Origin of the sequence: Marinobacter sp. UBA3604 (assembly GCF_002375325.1) — a bacterium.
In the GTDB taxonomy this organism is placed as follows: domain Bacteria; phylum Pseudomonadota; class Gammaproteobacteria; order Pseudomonadales; family Oleiphilaceae; genus Marinobacter; species Marinobacter salarius.
Genome location: NZ_DFMB01000036.1, coordinates 50,120 through 67,545 on the forward strand (window position 1 = coordinate 50,120; position 17,426 = coordinate 67,545).

Sequence of the window (17,426 nt, forward strand, 5' to 3'; positions counted from 1 at the left end):
GTTTAGTTTCCGCATCGTGACGAAAAACAACCATCAGGTGCCGAGAACCATGCTCAAACAACCCAACCCTCTTCGCTATTCCCTGATCTTCGCGCTTGGATGCGCCACAACCGCAACTGCTCAGGAAGGCACCGATCAGGCACCGAAATCTCTTGATACACTTGAAGTAACCGCCACTCGCGGTCTCGACTCCCTCAACGTTAACCCCGGTGCGGTCACCGTGGTTGACCGCGACGCCATCGACAAACAGTCCTCATTGGGTGGCAACGTGGGCGATATTCTGGCCAAAACCGTTCCAGGCCTGTCGCCCTCTACCCACGGTTTAACCAGTGTGGCGCAGACGCTGCGTGGCCGAAACCTGTTCGTACTGATTGACGGCATCCCCCAGACCATCAGCCTGCGCGACGGGCTTCACTCCCTGAACTCCATTGACCCGTCATCGATCGAGCGCATCGAAGTAATCCGGGGCTCCAATGGTGTGTACGGCTTTGGCGGTACCGGCGGCATCATCAACATCATCACCCGCAAGAACGAGAAAGGCGCCCCCTTATACCGCACCGAACTGAATGGTGGTTTCTCGACCGAGCACATCAAGGACAGCGAACAATTCGGGCTATCCCAGAGCGTGACCGGTGGCTCAGGAGCCTTTGACTACCAGCTCCGAGGCTCCTACGAAAAACGCGCTAATGTCTTCGATGCCGATGGCGACCGCATCCCGCCGGACCCGAACGGCCAGGGTGGCATTGCCGACTCCCGCGAGTTCGACGTGCTTGCAAAGCTCGGCTTCGACCTGGACGCCGACAAGCGCCTGGAACTGACCACCAGCTACTACGACATCAAGCAGGACACCAATTACGTCCTTGAAGCGGGCGTGTACGGCGAGCAGAAAACCCGCGCCGTCAAAGGCGACCCGGGTGGCAAGGATCAGGGCACTGAAAACCTGAACGTGAACCTGACCTACAGCGACCAGCAACTGTTCGGCAATACCTCACTGGGTGCGCAGCTGTATTATCGCGACTACATGACCCGATTCGGGTACTTCGCCACCTTCTATCCCGGCGGTGGACAGTCGCTGACCGAATCGGAGCGCATCGGCTCCCGTCTGGACTTCGAGACGCCGTTTGACGTCATGTCTGGCGCCAAGTTGCTCTGGGGCCTGGACACACTGATGGAAACCACGGCCCAGCCCCTGGAAGACGGGCGGACGTTCGTACCTGAAATGGACCAGAACAGTGTGGCGCCGTTCCTGCAGGCGGAACTTCGGCTGAATCCCAAGTGGACCGTTAATGCTGGTGTCCGCTACGAAAAATTCTGGTTCGAGGTGGACGACTACACCACGGTGTTTGGTGCAGACGTCGAAGGCGGTGAGCTGGAGTACAGCGAAACGGTCTTCAATACCGGAGCCCGATACCAGGTGAACGATGTCTGGGCAGCCACCGCCAGCTTCTCTCAGGGCTTCACGGTGCCGGAGATTGGCCGCACCCTGCGCCAGCCCCAGCAGGGCACATCGCTGGATCAGATCCGCCCTGAGCCACAGGTGGTCGACAACTACGAGGTTGGCACCGAGGCCGTCTGGGATCGCGCCGATCTTGCACTGACGCTGTTCTACAGTGAGTCGGAACTGGGAACCAGCCTTGCGGCAGCCAACGCCAACGAGCCCATTCCCGTGCTGCGCAGCCCTGAACGTATCTACGGTTTCGAGGCAGAGCTCAACACCTATCCCACCCGTGACCTGAGTGCCGGCGGCACCTTTACCTGGATGGAAGGCAAAGTCGATTCTGACGATGATGGCAGCTACGACACCTATCTTGCCGGCAACCGGATTTCACCACTCAAGCTCACCGGCTATGTGGAACACGATACTACTGCGCGCTGGAGCAATCGCCTGCAAGCCATGGTCGTGGGTGATCGCGACCGCTTTAGCGGTAGCGGTTTTGGCCAGGGCGAGGTGGAGTCCTTCACGGTTCTGGATCTGACCAGCACCTGGCGGACCGGCAACGGGGATATCACCCTAGCCATCAACAATCTGCTGAATGAAGACTACTTCCCGGTGATCTCGCAGATCTATAATTTCGACACCCAGTACACCGCTGCACCGGGCCGCTCGGTCATGGTGACTTATGGGGTCGACTGGTAAACGTTGGACAGGTAAACACCACACATAAGGCCGCTCACAGCGGCCTTATGTCTTTTACCATCCAGCAAAGCGACGCCGTTGGGCCGTCGTCCAGGTCCGCACAGGTATCGACGCGCATGACCTCCATGGTGCCGCATCGGGCTGTCAGTGCCCCGGAATCATCATTCGACGCCCAGTCCACTTGCACCACAACCTCCTTGCTGTCATCACAGGAAGCTTCCGGACCAACTGACAGTGCCGCACAAATGTTTCTGTCAGAAAGCCACTCCAGGGCGGAGATTTCAGCGCACTGTTGGGCAGGCGTCAGCAGCGACTGGCCACGATAACAGGGCAGGTAAGGAAGGCCATCTGCCTCATGCTGCAGAAAAGGCAGCACCTGTTCCGGCGCAACGCGGCCAAATTTGCGCATGGACGGGAACACCATGATGCTCGCCGCAAGCCGGCATCCGCCCAGATGGGAACTTTCCCAGACCTCAAACGGCAGGTCCCGGTCTGCGACTGTACGGGCGAGCTCCTGATAGGTCGCATATCCAAACTTGGCACAGCACTTGTCCTTGCGGCCATGGGTGCAACACAGCACCAGGGAGTCCGTCATCGCTGTGCCAGCCCACCCACTCAGGTCGTTGCCGGACTCCAGGGCCTCCAGAAACGCCGGCAGGTCACGCCGCTCAACGTCAAAGCTGCGGCCTTCCGGCAATAGGTAAAGTCGGTGACTGAGCGCCGGCCGACCACGCTGGTGAATCAGGTTCACCCGCCGTCCACTCGCCGCAAGACGGTTGACCCGTGATGCCAGGTCGTCATCCATATCACGGGCGATTCGCAGGCTTCGTGACCACTTCGGCCGCGGCCAACTGATCAGCAGATTACTCTCGGCATGGGTTGCTGTGCCGGCAAGAGGGTCGCCGGCCTCAATACTGTCGACAGCACAGAACCGATGGGCGGAGGCACTCATGCCGTTACCACCGGCGAGGTAAAGGAGGCGGTCTCTGCCACGGTTCGTTTTATCGGCACACAAACCGGCCGGCCCGCCAAAGGTTCACGGATAACCTGGGCATCAAGATCAAACACCTGCTTGAGGTTGTCGGCGGTAAACACGGTCTCCGGTGGGCCGTCGTGCAGAATCCGGCCCGCCTTCATCATTACCAGCCGGTCGGCGTAGGCCGCCGCCAGGTTGAGGTCGTGGAGCACTACCAACAGCGTCCGCCCTTGTGTGTGCGCCAGGGATACCAGCAGTTCCAGCAGGTCCACCTGTACCTTCAGGTCCAGAAACGTGGTGGGTTCATCAAGCAGAAGCAGATCGGTTTCCTGGGCCAGCACCATGGCAATCCAGCAGCGCTGACGCTGCCCGCCACTGAGCGCATCCACCGGCCGGTCTGCAAACGTCGCAACATCAGCCACCCTCATGGCCTCCTCAACGGCGGCTTCGTCGTGTCGGGACCACTGGCGCATCAGGCTCTGATAGGGGAAACGCCCAAGCCCTACCAACTCCCTGACCGTCAGCCCGTCCGGTGCGGTTGGGCTCTGTGGCAGTATTCCGAGCTGTTGCGCGACGGTGCGGGTGGGCTGACGATGGATGTCGTTGCCGTCAAGAAGCACCTTGCCAGCGCTGGGGGCCAGCGTTCGGGCCAGGGTTTTGAGCAGGGTGGATTTGCCCGAGCCGTTCGGCCCCAGCAGGACAGTGACACTGCCCTCATGCACCGTGAAATCCACGTCCGCCAGCACCTGCCGGCCGTCGTATCCCGCGCACACTGAGTCACCCCGCAGTCGTGGCTGGCGATCGTAGTCCGGGGATGGGGAATGTCGATTCAGGGGCATATTGGCGTCGCTTTCGAGTGAAGTCAGATGATATTATCTCCCATTCTCATTATCAAATTGACCCCATCAAATCAGCCCATAGTTGCTGTCCGCTAAACAACCGGATTTATCATGCACCGCTACGCCAGCTTCCTGCTGATCGTTACCTGTCTCCTTCAATCCCCCGCAGCCATCGCTGCCATCACAACTACCCCGGTAACCACCGTGGAGCATGCCCTTGGTGAAGCTACCATCGCGGGCCGGCCTGATCGTGTGGTATCCCTGTATCAGGGCGCCACCGATACCGCTGTGGCGCTGGGGATCAACCCCATAGGCGTGGTGGAGTCCTGGACCGAAAAGCCGATGTATCAGTATCTGCGTGAAGACCTTCAGGGCGTGACCTATCTGGGGTTGGAAACCCAGCCTGACCTGGAGCGCATCGCCTGGCTGTCGCCGGACCTGATTGTTGGCGCCAGGAACCGGCATCGCACCATCTACCCCTTGCTGGAACGCATCGCGCCCACGGTTATACCGGGCAATGTCTACGACTTCAAGGCACTGCTTACGATGATGGCAAAGGCCACCGGCCGCACGGCTCGCGGTGAGGAATTGCTGACGCGCTGGCAGGAACGGGTTGAGGATTTCAGAACCCGAATCCGCCAAAAGCTGGGTGAACAGTGGCCCCAGGAGGTGGCAATCCTGAGTTTTCGGGCCGACCATGCCCGCATCTACTACGGCGGCTTCGCCCGCTCCGTGCTGGACGAGCTTGGCTTCACTGCCCCAGCCTCCCATCGCCAGGAAAGCTGGGGCATAAAGCTCACCAGCCAGGAAAGCATCCCGGCCATGGACGCCGAGGCCGTCTTCATCTTCATGGAGGACGATCCCGCCGTTCAGCGCACGTTCAACACCTGGACCAGCCACCCCCTTTGGAAAAACCTGAAAGCCGTGCGGCAAAACGACGTCTATCAGGTGGACCCGGTCACCTGGAACATGGGCGCTGGCATTATTGCCGCCAATCGGATGCTGGACGAGCTCTACCAGCACTACGACCTTCATCAACCCGAACGTCAGGGGTGCCCACGATGCTGACCACCCCACCGGCAAAAACGCTGGGAACCCTACTCTGCCTGGGCCTGCTGCTGGCCGCTACGGTATCAAGCCTGATATTCGGTCACATTCCTGTGTCGCTGGCGATGCTGATCAACAGCCTGACGGACTACGACCCCGGCTCCCTCGAGCATCTGGTCATTCACTCGGAACGCTTTTCGCGCACCGTGACCTCCGTGGTCGTGGGTGCCGGCCTGGCCATTGCCGGAGCGCTGATGCAGACACTGACCCGCAACCCTCTGGCGTCACCCGGCATTCTCGGCATCAATGCCGGCGCCATGTTTTTCGTGGTTATCGGCGCCACGCTGTTTTCGCTGACCTCGCCGTCGCAACTGGTGTGGGCGGCCTTTACCGGCGCCGCCACGGCCGCCGTGCTGGTGTATTTTCTGGGGCAGGAAGCCGGGCGCGGTGTTTCCCCCGTGCGTACGGTGCTCGCCGGCGTCGCGGTGACAGCGCTGTTCGTCTCCTTTGCCCAGGGGTTGCTGATCCTCAACCAGGACCGTTTCGAAAGCATTCTGTTCTGGCTGGCGGGTTCCGTTTCAGGGCGCGAACTGGATGCGATAGTGCCATTGTTGCCGCTGTTCGGCGGCGCCCTGATCCTCGCGTTGCTATTGTCCCGGCAACTGAATCTGCTCGGACTGGACGATGAGGTCATTCGCGGCCTGGGGCTCAGAGTAGGGCAGGTGCGATTGTTGATCGGTCTGGTGGTGATTGTCCTGGCGGGCACTTCGGTGGCCATGGCAGGGCTGATCGGTTTTGTCGGCCTGATCGTGCCACACATGGCCCGCGGCCTATTTGGTACGGATCATCGCTGGCTGCTACCCCTGTCGGCCATTATTGGCGCCACGCTGCTGCTGGCTGCCGACACCATCGCCAGGCTGGTGATACCACCCCAGGAGATTCCCGTGGGAGTCATGACAGCGCTGCTGGGCACACCGCTATTCCTCCATCTCGCCCGACATGTGAGGAAAGTATCATGAGCCGAGCCCTGATACTTCGCTCCCGCAATGACCGCTGGTCGGTCAAGCTCAATACCAGAGTTATGGTGGTCACCGGTGTGCTCACAGTGTTACTGGCTGCCAGCAGTGTTCTCGCACTTACATCCGGCAGCCATCCCACCTCGGTTATGGAGGTACTCGGCACACTGGTCGCCCCGAACCAGTCGCAGCTGGCATTGATTGTTCTGGAAATTCGCCTGCCCAGAATACTCATGGCCATCCTGGTGGGCGCTGCTCTGGGCTCAGCCGGCCTCATCCTGCAAGGTCTGGTGAGAAACCCGCTGGCGTCACCGGATGTCATTGGCATCACCAGTGGGGCCTCGGCCGCCGCGGTGCTGTTCCTCTGGCTCGGCGGTGTCACCGGAACCTCGCTGCTACTGGCGCCCGTCGCCATGGGGGGCGCCTTTGTCGTGGCCTTGGGCATTACCGCTCTGGCCTGGCACCGGGGAATCAGCCCCGCCAGGCTGGTGCTGGTGGGCATCGGGCTGGCAGCCGGGCTGACCGCAGTGACCACCCTGCTGCTGGTACTGAGCCCCGATGCCACCGCCATGAATGCCTATATCTGGCTCACTGGCAGCCTCTACGCCTCACAGTGGCACGACGTCACCGCCCTGGCACCCTGGCTGATGGTGTGCTGGCCCCTGGCGCTGATCAAGCTGCGACACCTCGATGCACAATCCATGGGGGAAGATATGGCGCTGGGCCTGGGTAGCGCCCTGCAAGGCCATCGTTTGCTGTTCCTGGTGCTGGCTGTGGCGCTCGCCGGCTCTGCCGTGGCCTATGCCGGCGCGGTCGGGTTCATCGGCCTGATTGCGCCACACATGGCGCGACGACTGGTCAACAGTGGCCACACGGGGCTGTTGCCCATCGCGGCACTGATCGGCGCATTGATTCTTCTCTATGCGGACTGGGTGGGTCGGGTAGCGTTCATACCCAGGGATCTACCGGCCGGCATTTTCGTTGCGGGCATCGGTGCGCCCTTCTTCGTGTACCTGCTGTACCGACTCAGGCGGGAACTGGGGTGACAGTAAAAGCCCGGAGCACTGAGGCCCCGGGCTTTGGGATGCCGACTGCTCAGAAGTCGAGCTGATAACCAAGGGTGACGGTGCGGCCACGGCCCTGGAAATAGTACTCGTCACTCACCCGGGCAGACTGGGAGTAGTACGTGAAGTAGTCCTTATCCAGCAGGTTCTCGATGCCCAGGGAGAACTTCCCGGCACGGGTCCGGTAGGCCATAGAGCCATCCACCAACCCGTATCCGTCGAAGTCCAGGTCATCTCCTTCGATGTCCCGGTCCAGGAACTGGGTGAACTGAAGGTGGCTCGACAGCCTCTTCGTCCAGGCAGCTGACCAGCTCAGTTTCAGGGTTTCCGGCGCAATATTGATGCCGCTCAGCTCAGTGTCTACATCGCCATCACCGTCGGTGTCGGACTCACCATCCGCATAGGTGTATGAGAACGCCAGGTTATGCGCGTCGTTCAGGTCCGCATCGGCGGTGACTTCCACACCCTGGATCTCGGTTTTTTCCCGGTTGCCGACCCAGGTGCCGTTCACTTCCGTCAGGCGCTCACCAAAGTCGGAATCCGACTCGTAGTAACTCACCTCAAAGTGATAGCGGTCCCAGTCGAAACGGCCACCAATCTCACGGTTATCAGTGATGATCGGCTCCAGTACCAACAGATTATCAACGTCCTGCCCCGCGTCGCTGATTCCCCTCAGTACACGGCCAACATCTGGCATGCCGAAGCCCTCGGAATAGTTCGCAAACAGCTGCAACTGGTCCGTCGCCTGATAGACAACACCCGCATTGAACAGGGTTTCATTGAAGTCCGGATTGCCACCCTGGACGGTGACGTTATCCTGGGTGACATTGCTACGGTCGATGGTGTTGTAGGTGTCGACCTTAAGCTCCGCATGTTCATAGCGGACACCGGTGTGCAGGGTCAAACGGTTGGTGACCGCAACATCGCCCTGCAGGAAGGCTGCGTAGTTGCGGAACTGCGATTTGGGTACGTAGGTACGCCCGGTTTCCACCAGCGTCTGGCGGGTTTCATCCTGAAGAACATCCAGCCCCGTTGTCAGGGTCAGGTAATCGTTCAGCAGGCCGTCGCGGGTGAGGGTGAACTTGGCGCCCACCTTGTCGGATTCATTACGGGTCTGGTCGAGCTGATCGTTGCCGTTGGCGTCCACATAGGGGAAGAACGGCGTGGTGGCAAACCGGGCCCGGAAGGTCTGGCTGTATAGCTGGGTATCCACCTGGTTGCCCAGCCAATCGCCGTGCGAGTAAGAAAGGCGAGCGGTGGTGACTTCGTTCTCTCCCGGTTCACCATCAATGATGCCTGGACGTGCTGTTGTGGGTACTCCGTTGTCGCGGTCGCCGGGTACCGGTACGTAACCGCCTTTGCCTTCCAGTTGGAAGCGGTTGATGAAAAACTCCACGTTCTGGTCGTCATCCAGCCAGTAACCCAGCTTGGCCAATACGTCATAGCTTTCGGTGTTCTGGAGTTCACCGGGATAGGCCACCCCGATCAGGCGGTCCTCGCCATCGTAGAACACGCCGCGCTCCTGAATGTTCCCGCCCAGAAGATAGTCCCAGCGGCCCTGCTGACCGCTGATCCGGTAGCCCACTTTGTAACCCTGGCCATCGGAGTCCACGTTGTCGTCACTGGTCACGCTGGCCGACACAGACTGGGAAACCTCACCGCTGTCGGGCCTGCGAGTTACAAAATTGATGATGCCACCCGTCGCACCCAGGCCGTGCTCCGCACTGGCACCGTGGATTACTTCGATACGCTCGACCATATCCAGATCGATGGTGTAGCTGTCCCGCGCGCTGTCCCGCAGTGGATTGCTCTGCGGCACACCGTCCACCAGGAACAGGGGTGACCGGCCCCGGAAGGTTTCACCGGCGTTGGACAGTTTCTGACGGCCCGGAGAGTAGGAAGGAATCAGGTTGCTCAGCACCTGGCCGGGGTCATTGGAAATCGCCTGCTGTTGTTCGATCTGCTCGCGGGTAATGATGGTTGTCTTCTGCGGAGTCTCTCCCGCTGTGCTTTTGTTGCGGGTGGCCGTGATAACCAGGTCCGGTAACGCTTTGGCGTTGTCGCCGGATTGGGTATTGGACGAAGATTGCGCCAGTGCAGAACCGTGAACAGCCGCTATGGCCAGCGCCAGCAGCAGGGGACGTGACTCCGGAGTTTTCATAGACAAATCTCGAATGGTTAATGCATTTTGCCCGCACCCTTCAGGATGACAGACATTACCTCATGTTAACGAGGTGCAAATGCTAACAATTCTCATTGTCTAAATCAAAACCATCAGTTCTTACAACGAGAGGCGCTCGACGGCCAGCCGGGAAACGGCATTCAACTCTGCCCCGTCCGACGTTGCATAATCGCTGATCTGCTGTTTCATACTCCGGGCCCAGAACTTCCTGATGTGGGTGGCGACCACCTCCGCCGCCTCGCCCTCATCGCCATGATGGAGGTTGTTATCACTGATCTGGTTGATCATCTTGATCAGGTTCCGCAACTGCTGGTCACTCATGCTCGCGTTCCTCGGAAGGTTGGCCACTGTCGCCCCGATTGTAGATGACATGCCGCCCAGGGCGGGCGAACCCGATCAGGGTCATGCCGGCCGTTCGCGCTTCCCGGACCGCCAGTGCCGTGGCCGCAGAGACAGCCACCAGGCAACCGATACCGACACTGGCACTTTTCTGCACCATCTCGAAGCTGGCGCGACTGGAAACCAGTGCAAAGCCATCGTCGAAGGCCGACTCGCCCTTCTTGTGTATCCGTGCGCCGATCAGTTTATCGAGTGCGTTATGACGGCCGACATCTTCCCGAACCAGTTCGATGCGGCCCTGGCTATCGCACCAGGCTGCACCGTGGGTGGCGCCGGTCTGTTCCTGCAGGGGCTGGTAGTGCCGAAGGCTGCTCAGAGCGCGCTGAACGTCTTCATCATCCGGTATCGGGCGAAGCGGCACGCGTGGGATCGCCCGGACCGCATGGGCCAGGGATTCGGTGCCGCATAGCCCGCAGCCGGTTCGTCCGGTCATATTCCGTCGCTGTTGGCGCAAACGGGCAAAACAGTCGCCGGCGATGTGCATCTCGATAGCGATGCCCTCGTCGACGGCATGTACGTTCAGGTTAAACAACTGCCCGAGGCTGTCGATAATGCCTTCGGTCAGACTGAAACCCAGTGCAAAATCCTCCAGATCACAAGGCGATGCCATCATTACCGCATGGGATATGCCGTTATAAACCATCGCCACCGGCACCTCTTCGGCGACACTATCCTGACCGGGGGCGCCCTCAATACCGCCATGAACCTCCACCGGGAGGTCACAGGACGCTGGCGCACCCTTCTCAGGGTCCGGCCCCATCACTGGCATGACTGCCAGCTCCGGGTTATTTGAGTGCCGCGGCATCGGGTTGCTCCATATGGCTGGCCGACGGTTCCAACAACCCTTGCTGGCGCTGGTCAAACTGCTCGAAGTGGCGTTGCCATTCTGACGGCTGCGAGACCTTCTCCACCTGCACCGCAGTCACCTTGTATTCCGGGCAGTTGGTGGCCCAGTCAGAGCTGTCGGTGGTGATCACATTGGCACCGCTGCCCGGGTGGTGGAAGGTGGTGTACACCACCCCCGGCAACATGCGATCACTGATTCTTGCCCGCAGGACCGTCTGGCCCACACGGCTGGTGATGCCCAGCCAGTCGCCCTCGCGGATGCCCCTGAGTTCGGCATCGCTGGGATGAACTTCCAGTACATCCTCCTGATGCCACTGGCTGTTCTCGGTGCGTCGGGTCTGGGCACCGACATTGTACTGGCTCAGGATGCGACCGGTGGTCAGCAACAGCGGGAACTTGCGATTGGTTTTTTCCTCGCTGGCAACATACTCGGTGACCGCAAACTTGCCCTTGCCGATCGGGAAATCGAGGGTGTGCATGGTGGGCGTGCCGTCGGGATGCTTGTCGTTACAGGGCCACTGGATGCTGCCCAGTTCGTCCAACTTGTCGTAACTGACACCGGTAAACGTCGGCGTCAACCGGGCGATCTCATCCATGATTTCGGACGGATGACGGTACTGCATCGGATAGCCCAGCGCGTTCGACAACGCCATGGTGACTTCCCAGTCCTCCATGCCCGCCACCGGCGCCATCACTTTACGCACCCGGTTAATACGGCGCTCGGCGTTGGTGAAGGTGCCGTTCTTTTCCAGGAACGTGGAACCCGGCAGCAGCACATGGGCGTACTTGGCGGTTTCGTTGAGGAAGATGTCCTGCACGATCAGGCAATCCAGCGAACTGAGCGCCGCCTCCACATGCTGGGTATTGGGATCGGACTGGGCAATGTCCTCGCCCTGCACATACATGGCCTTGAAGCTGCCGGCGATGGCGGCATCAAACATGTTGGGAATCCGCAGGCCCGGCTCATCGTCAATGGCCACATTCCAGGCCTCCTGAAACCTGGCTCGAACGGCCGGGTCGCCCACATGCTGATAGCCCGGCAGTTCGTGGGGGAAGGAGCCCATGTCGCAGGAACCCTGAACGTTGTTCTGGCCCCGTAACGGATTCACGCCAACGCCTTCACGGCCGATGTTGCCGGTGGCCATGGCCAGGTTGGCTATGCCCATCACCATGGTCGAACCCTGGCTGTGCTCGGTGACCCCGAGGCCGTAATAGATGGCGCCATTACCCGCTTCGCCATAGGCTCGTGCGGCCTGGCGTACCAGGTCCGCCGACACCCCGGTGACCGCTTCCAGGGCTTCCGGAGAGTTGCGCTCCTCGGCGATAAACTCACGCCACTGGTTGTAGTGTTTCGGGTCACAACGGCTTTCGATAAACGCCTTGTCTTCCAGGCCTTCCGTTACGACAACGTGGGCCAGGGCGTTGATCATCGCCACGTTGGTGCCCGGGCGTAGCGGCAGGTGAATGCCTTCGGTGCCGTGGGGTGTTTTCAGCAGGTCGATGCGGCGTGGATCAATCACAATCAGCTTCGCGCCCTGGCGCAGCCGCTTGCGCATCTGGGAGGCGAACACCGGGTGGGCGTCGGTGGGGTTGGCACCGATTACGATCATGGTGTCAGCCTTCATCACCGAGTCAAAGGTCTGGGTCCCGGCGGACTCGCCCATGGTGGTCTTCAGACCAAAGCCGGTGGGTGAATGACAGACCCGCGCACAGGTATCAGTGTTGTTGTTGCCGAACGCGGCGCGGATCAGCTTCTGCACCAGATAGGTTTCCTCGTTGGTGCAGCGTGAGGAGGTGATACCACCGATGCTTTCCCGGCCATATCTGGCCTGGGTGTCCTTGAGCTTTCTGGCGGAGAACTCGATGGCCTCCTCCCAGGACACCACTTTCCAGGGGGCGTTGATGGAGTCCCGGATCATCGGCTCCTTGATGCGGTCCTTGTGGGTGGCATAGCCAAAGGCAAAGCGGCCTTTCACGCAGGAGTGACCGTGGTTGGCATCGCCGCCCTTGTAGGGAACCATGCGCACCAGCTGGTCGCCTTTCATCTCCGCCTTGAACGAGCAGCCCACGCCGCAGTAGGCGCATGTGGTGACCACGCTGTGCTCGGGCTGGCCGGCGTCGATCACGCTCTTTTCCATCAATGTGGAGGTGGGGCAGGCCTGCACGCAGGCGCCGCAGGACACGCACTCGGAATCCATGAACGGATCGTTCTGGCCCGCAGATACCTTGGAGTCGAAGCCGCGGCCGTCAATGGTCAGGGCAAAGGTGCCCTGCACTTCCTCGCAGGCGCGCACGCAGCGGGAGCAGACAATGCACTTGCTGGGGTCGAAGCTGAAGTAGGGGTTGGAATCGTCCACTTCCACGTCCAGGTGGTTCTCGCCCTCAAAACCGTAGCGCACTTCCCGCAAACCCACGGCGCCGGCCACGTCCTGCAGTTCACAGTCGCCGTTGGCCGGGCAGGTCAGGCAGTCCAGCGGGTGATCGGAAATATACAGCTCCATGATGTTGCGCCGGAGCTTGCCCAGCTTGCCGTTTTGGGTGGTGACGGCCATGCCCTCGGACACCGGCGTGGTACAGGAGGCCGGATAGCCGCGGCGGCCCTCGATCTCCACCGCGCACAGGCGACAGGAACCGAAGGCTTCGAGGTTGTCCGAGGCGCACAGTTTGGGGATGTTGATACCCGCCAGTGTTGCCGCCCGCAGCACCGAGGTGCCTTCAGGCACGGCAATGTCGGTGCCGTCAATGGACAGGCTGACCAGAGTTTCGGAGGTGCTGGGCGGCGTACCGTAATCAATGTCCGGATTCAGGGTTGGTTCGGCCGTGTTTGGATCGTAATAGTGCAACATTGTTCGTGCCTCCACTCGCGTCGGTCAGGCCGTCAGGTCGTCCGGGAAATGTTTCATCACACTCTGTACCGGGAACGGGGTCATACCGCCCATCGCACAAAGAGAGCCGTCAACCATGGTCTCGCACAGCTCTTCCAGCAGCACCAGATTGGCCTCCCTGTTTTCGCCGGCCCGAATGCGGTCAATCACTTCCACACCACGCACCGAGCCGATCCGGCACGGCGTGCATTTGCCGCAGGACTCCACGGTGCAGAACTCCATGGCGAACCGGGCCTGTTCACCCATATCCACGGTGTCGTCAAACACCACCACGCCGCCATGGCCGACACCCGCGCCAAGCTGGCCGAAGGCCTCGTAATCCATGGGCGTGTTCCACTGACTTTCCGGCATATACGCCATCAGCGGGCCACCCACCTGGACCGCTTTCATGGGGCGGCCCGAGAAGGTGCCGCCACCGAAATCTTCGAGGATCTCCCGCAAACTAACGCCAAAAGCCAGTTCGATCAGGCCGCCCTGGCGGATGTTGCCCGCCAACTGGATCGGCAGGGTGCCCCGTGATTTCCCCATACCGTAGTCCGCATAAGCATGGCCACCCTGAGCCAGAATGAATGGTACGGCGGCAAACGACAGTACGTTATTGACCACGGTGGGCTGGCCGAACAGCCCTTTGATCGCGGGCAGGGGCGGCTTTGCTCGAACCAGGCCGCGCTTGCCCTCCAGGCTTTCCAACAGCGAGGTCTCCTCACCACAGATGTAGGCGCCCGCCGCCAGCCGCACTTCCAGATCGAAGGCACGACCGCTGCCCCGAACATCCTGGCCCAGATAGCCTTCGGCTTCGGCACGACGGATCGCTTCATTCAGAATGCGGTGCGCCACCGGGTATTCCGACCGCAGATAGATGAATCCCTGGGTCGCCCCAACCGCCAGCCCGGCAATGGTCATGCCTTCGATCAGCATGTAAGGGTCACATTCCATGGCGAGCCGGTCTGCGAAGGTGCCGGAATCACCCTCATCGGCGTTGCAGACGACGTACTTCTGCTGCTGCCAGGGCTCATCGTGTACGGTCTGCCACTTGATACCGGTGGGAAAGGCTGCGCCACCCCGACCACGGAGGCCGGAGGCTTTGACCTCGTCGACAATGCCCTGGGGCTCCACGCTGATCGCCGTTTCCAGGCCGTCAAAGCCGCCATGATCACGATAGTCGGTAATCGACAGCGGATCGGTGATGCCAATACGGGAAAAAGTCAGGCGTTGCTGGCGTTTCAGGTAGGGAATATCGGCCACCGGGCCAAGAAACAGAGGATGGTCGGACGCACCATCGAACAACCCGGCCTCCACCAGCCCCTGAACGTCATCCGGTTCCACCGGGCCATAGCCGATCCGGCCGCTGGCCGTCTCGACTTCCACCATTGGTTCAAGCCAGAACAACCCTCGGGAACCGTTACGAACCAGTTCAATAGCCACACCCTGAACTCCGGCATGGTGTTCTATCAGTCTCGCCACGTCATCCGCGCCCATGGACAGGGCGGTGGTATCGCAGGGCACGTAGATTCTGGTTGCCATCATCGATGCTCCCGTGATTACCGGATGTCCAGCGCGGACGTGGTGAGCTTGTCCGCCAGGCGATCAAACTTCTGCGGCGTCATGCGGCCGTGGATATCGTCATTCACGCGGATGGAAGGGGCACAGGCGCAGTTGCCCAGGCAGTAGACAGGCTCCAGGGTAAACTCGTTGTCGGCTGAGGTGCCGTGATAGTCCACCCCCAGGCGGTCCTTGATATGCGCTTCAAGCATGCGCCCACCCATGGCCTGACAGGCCTCGGCGCGACACACGTGAATCACCTTGCTGCCCACCGGATGAGTGCGGAAATGGTGGTAGAAGCTGATCACACCATGGACTTCGGCACGGGTCTGCTGCAGCGCCTCAGCGATGATGGCCACGGCGCCCTCGGGGATGTAACCAATCCGGTTCTGGACGGCGTGCAGGATGGGGAGCAGGGCGCCAGGCTTGTGTTTCAGGGCGTCCATTTCCGCCCGGACCATGTCAGGTGTCCAGTCGCGGGCGTAAGCCATGGCGCCGAGTGATTGCTGATTCACCTCTGACATATGCATATTTGTTCCTATTATTTCTTGTTCTGTTACAGTATCTGAACAGTGATAGCCATACGCTACCACTCCATCATCGCCGACGGAATATGAATAGGAATGCATAAGAAAAGGCTGTCTATTTCCCCTGCCTGGGTCTTCCGAACCGATAACGGTGAGCTGTTCGAGCCGGTATTATTCCGCCTGCTCGAAACGATCCGCGACAGTGGCAAACTGACCGCGGCGGCAGAGGCGGCCGGCGTGTCTTACCGCCACGCCTGGAACTTGCTCAATCGCAGTTCCGATGTTTTCGGAATGCCACTGGTGATCATGCGCAAGGGGCACGGCACCGAGCTGTCCGCCCTGGGCGAGAAATTGCTGTGGGCAGATCAGCGGGTCAAAGCCCGGCTCGGGCCTCAGATCGACAGCATGGCGTCCGAATTTAACGACCAGATCCAGCAACTGCTGGCCGGTGAGCACCCGGTCCTTCGTCTTCACGCCAGCCACGGGTATGCCGTGGCCCTGCTCCCGGAGTTCTCTGACCGCGTTGAAGTCAATCTCCAATACCGCAACCCCGAAGAGGCACTGACCGCCCTCAATCGCGGCGAATGCGACCTGGCAAGCTTTCACTTTCCCACCTGCCCGGAACGGGCCCGGGAAATCATGGCCCATTACCAGCATCAGCTGGCCGGCAAACGATTCCGGCTGATTCGTTTTGTCACCCGGCGCGAAGGCCTACTGATGCGCAAAGACGCCCCGGTGAAGGTCCACAACCTGTCGGAACTGGCCGCTTCCGGGCTCCGTTTTATCGGCCGTGACCGCCATTCCGGCACCCGCATCCTGTTCAACCTTCTGCTACGTCAGGCGGGACTCACTGAAAAGAGCATCAACCGCTCGCCTCAGCACGAGTTCACACACACTGCCGTCGCTGCCTTTGTCGCGTCGGGAATGGCGGATGTAGGCTTCGGCGTGGAAGCGGCGGCCAGCCAGTTCAACCTTGATTTCGTGGAAATGGCCAGCGAGCACTACCTCCTGCTCTGCCATGAAGAGCGGCTGGGGCAGGACAACCTGTCGCACCTGATTGAGCTGATGCGCTCGCAGGCCTTTATCGATCGGATCGAACACCTTCCCGGCTATGAGCCGGACAGTCCGGGAACCATCACTACCTTTGAACAGTTACTCGCAGGCACAGGCTGAACCGAGTCGAAAATCCCCTTAAATGGTCTCGCATAAAAAAGCCGGACGTCGGTCACCCGACATTCCGGCTTTCTTGCGGATGGCGCCAGCCTGTGGCTGCTCAGTCTTTACGTAAATCCGGATTCAGCGTGTAGGTACCGGTCACCCGGGCGCTGGCCAGAACGTGACCTGCCATGGCTTCACGAACTGCGGCACCATCGAACTCACCATCCAGCCCCAGAGTTTCAACATCCAGCGCGTGCACTTCGTAGTGGTAATGATGGAGGATCTCATCGTTCCAGGGCGGACAGGGACCATCGTAACCGGCATAGGTTCCTGCCATGTCGGGATTGCCAGCCAGGAACTGGGTGTAGTTGTTCACGCCACGAATACCGATCGGGCCCGGACCGGGCTCCTTTCCCTTGGGAATCACACCATCGCTGTCCTCGCCCTCGGGGATGCGGGACGTGGCGGCCGGCACGTCCACCAGCAGCCAGTGGAAGAAATCCACCCGGGGAATGTCCTTCGACACGGTTTTGCCTTCCTGATTGACGTCGTCCGCCACGCTGGGCACGTCCGGGTCAAACATCATCACCACGAAACTCCTGGTGCCCTCCGGCGCGTCCTCCCAGACCAGTTCCGGGTTGCGGTTGGGGCCAAAGCTCATGTGGTCCTGTTCGCTGTAGACACCAAACGCGAATTTCTCCGGCACCGGCTGGCCTTCTTCAATACCTCGAACCTTGATTTTCACAGTCCTGTTCTCCTGTACCCTTGATGGTTTTGCTTACCTGATAGCACGGTTTTAACAGTGGCG

14 protein-coding genes are annotated in these 17,426 nt (G+C 60.4%); 5 read left to right on the forward strand and 9 right to left on the reverse strand.

The window, feature by feature from the left end:
- Positions 1-49 precede the first annotated feature (49 nt).
- Positions 50-2,137, forward strand: a complete 2,088-nt coding sequence (locus B2590_RS10165) for a TonB-dependent receptor (protein WP_286810509.1) — start codon at positions 50-52, stop codon at positions 2,135-2,137.
- A 34-nt stretch (positions 2,138-2,171) separates the two neighbouring features.
- Here B2590_RS10165 and B2590_RS10170 read toward each other — a convergent pair whose 3' ends face one another.
- Complete coding sequence (locus B2590_RS10170; protein ID WP_286810510.1) at positions 2,172-3,089, reverse strand: sucrase ferredoxin; 918 nt, start codon at positions 3,087-3,089, stop codon at positions 2,172-2,174.
- Entirely contained in the window at positions 3,086-3,952 is an 867-nt protein-coding gene (locus B2590_RS10175) for an ABC transporter ATP-binding protein (protein ID WP_228210662.1), read from the reverse strand. Before B2590_RS10175 ends, B2590_RS10170 begins: the two co-directional genes overlap by 4 nt.
- 111 nt (positions 3,953-4,063) lie before the next feature.
- Here B2590_RS10175 and B2590_RS10180 point away from each other — a divergent pair, with 111 nt between their 5' ends.
- The 3 genes from B2590_RS10180 to B2590_RS10190 are packed head-to-tail and all read left to right on the forward strand — an operon-like array spanning position 4,064 to position 7,061.
- Positions 4,064-5,020, forward strand: a complete 957-nt coding sequence (locus tag B2590_RS10180; protein WP_136633939.1) for an ABC transporter substrate-binding protein — start codon at positions 4,064-4,066, stop codon at positions 5,018-5,020.
- A complete protein-coding gene (locus B2590_RS10185; RefSeq protein WP_228210661.1) occupies positions 5,014-6,018 on the forward strand; it encodes a FecCD family ABC transporter permease in 1,005 nt (334 codons plus the stop codon). Before B2590_RS10180 ends, B2590_RS10185 begins: the two co-directional genes overlap by 7 nt.
- A complete protein-coding gene (locus tag B2590_RS10190; protein WP_199480503.1) occupies positions 6,015-7,061 on the forward strand; it encodes a FecCD family ABC transporter permease in 1,047 nt (348 codons plus the stop codon). The genes B2590_RS10185 and B2590_RS10190 overlap by 4 nt, the downstream gene beginning before the upstream one ends.
- Positions 7,062-7,110: 49 nt before the next feature.
- Here B2590_RS10190 and B2590_RS10195 read toward each other — a convergent pair whose 3' ends face one another.
- The 6 genes from B2590_RS10195 to B2590_RS10220 all read right to left on the reverse strand — a co-directional run bounded on the left by B2590_RS10195 (position 7,111) and on the right by B2590_RS10220 (position 15,424).
- Entirely contained in the window at positions 7,111-9,240 is a 2,130-nt protein-coding gene (locus tag B2590_RS10195; RefSeq protein WP_136633941.1) for a TonB-dependent receptor, read from the reverse strand.
- Positions 9,241-9,360: 120 nt separating this feature from the next.
- The gene (locus B2590_RS10200) at positions 9,361-9,582 is read right to left on the reverse strand and encodes a formate dehydrogenase subunit delta (RefSeq protein WP_075196346.1); all 222 of its coding nucleotides are present in this window, start codon (positions 9,580-9,582) and stop codon (positions 9,361-9,363) included.
- The gene (fdhD, locus tag B2590_RS10205; RefSeq protein ID WP_085678117.1) at positions 9,575-10,465 is read right to left on the reverse strand and encodes a formate dehydrogenase accessory sulfurtransferase FdhD; all 891 of its coding nucleotides are present in this window, start codon (positions 10,463-10,465) and stop codon (positions 9,575-9,577) included. Before fdhD ends, B2590_RS10200 begins: the two co-directional genes overlap by 8 nt.
- Positions 10,446-13,352, reverse strand: a complete 2,907-nt coding sequence (gene fdhF / locus B2590_RS10210; protein WP_286810511.1) for a formate dehydrogenase subunit alpha — start codon at positions 13,350-13,352, stop codon at positions 10,446-10,448. The genes fdhD and fdhF overlap by 20 nt, the downstream gene beginning before the upstream one ends.
- Before the next feature lie 24 nt (positions 13,353-13,376).
- On the reverse strand, positions 13,377-14,915 hold the full coding sequence (locus B2590_RS10215; protein WP_036207822.1) for a formate dehydrogenase beta subunit: 1,539 nt from the start codon (positions 14,913-14,915) through the stop codon (positions 13,377-13,379).
- A gap of 17 nt (positions 14,916-14,932) precedes the next feature.
- Positions 14,933-15,424, reverse strand: a complete 492-nt coding sequence (locus B2590_RS10220) for a formate dehydrogenase subunit gamma (RefSeq protein ID WP_036207823.1) — start codon at positions 15,422-15,424, stop codon at positions 14,933-14,935.
- Between the two features lie 132 nt (positions 15,425-15,556).
- On the opposite strand from B2590_RS10220, the gene B2590_RS10225 reads away from it, so the two are divergent.
- The gene (locus tag B2590_RS10225) at positions 15,557-16,633 is read left to right on the forward strand and encodes a substrate-binding domain-containing protein (RefSeq protein ID WP_286810512.1); all 1,077 of its coding nucleotides are present in this window, start codon (positions 15,557-15,559) and stop codon (positions 16,631-16,633) included.
- A gap of 100 nt (positions 16,634-16,733) precedes the next feature.
- Here B2590_RS10225 and B2590_RS10230 read toward each other — a convergent pair whose 3' ends face one another.
- Positions 16,734-17,363, reverse strand: a complete 630-nt coding sequence (locus B2590_RS10230; RefSeq protein ID WP_036207624.1) for a YbhB/YbcL family Raf kinase inhibitor-like protein — start codon at positions 17,361-17,363, stop codon at positions 16,734-16,736.
- Positions 17,364-17,426: the final 63 nt, after the last annotated feature.

Excerpts from the sequence above, each read along its gene's own strand:
- B2590_RS10165 (WP_286810509.1), top strand. The coding sequence starts at position 50 with ATGCTCAAACAACCCAACCCTCTTCGCTATTCCCTGATCTTCGCGCTT.
- B2590_RS10170 (WP_286810510.1), bottom strand. The coding sequence starts at position 3,089 with ATGAGTGCCTCCGCCCATCGGTTCTGTGCTGTCGACAGTATTGAGGCC.
- B2590_RS10175 (WP_228210662.1), bottom strand. The coding sequence starts at position 3,952 with ATGCCCCTGAATCGACATTCCCCATCCCCGGACTACGATCGCCAGCCA.
- B2590_RS10180 (WP_136633939.1), top strand. The coding sequence starts at position 4,064 with ATGCACCGCTACGCCAGCTTCCTGCTGATCGTTACCTGTCTCCTTCAA.
- B2590_RS10185 (WP_228210661.1), top strand. The coding sequence starts at position 5,014 with ATGCTGACCACCCCACCGGCAAAAACGCTGGGAACCCTACTCTGCCTG.
- B2590_RS10190 (WP_199480503.1), top strand. The coding sequence starts at position 6,015 with ATGAGCCGAGCCCTGATACTTCGCTCCCGCAATGACCGCTGGTCGGTC.
- B2590_RS10195 (WP_136633941.1), bottom strand. The coding sequence starts at position 9,240 with ATGAAAACTCCGGAGTCACGTCCCCTGCTGCTGGCGCTGGCCATAGCG.
- B2590_RS10200 (WP_075196346.1), bottom strand. The coding sequence starts at position 9,582 with ATGAGTGACCAGCAGTTGCGGAACCTGATCAAGATGATCAACCAGATC.
- fdhD (WP_085678117.1), bottom strand. The coding sequence starts at position 10,465 with ATGCCGCGGCACTCAAATAACCCGGAGCTGGCAGTCATGCCAGTGATG.
- fdhF (WP_286810511.1), bottom strand. The coding sequence starts at position 13,352 with ATGTTGCACTATTACGATCCAAACACGGCCGAACCAACCCTGAATCCG.
- B2590_RS10215 (WP_036207822.1), bottom strand. The coding sequence starts at position 14,915 with ATGGCAACCAGAATCTACGTGCCCTGCGATACCACCGCCCTGTCCATG.
- B2590_RS10220 (WP_036207823.1), bottom strand. The coding sequence starts at position 15,424 with ATGGCTTACGCCCGCGACTGGACACCTGACATGGTCCGGGCGGAAATG.
- B2590_RS10225 (WP_286810512.1), top strand. The coding sequence starts at position 15,557 with ATGCATAAGAAAAGGCTGTCTATTTCCCCTGCCTGGGTCTTCCGAACC.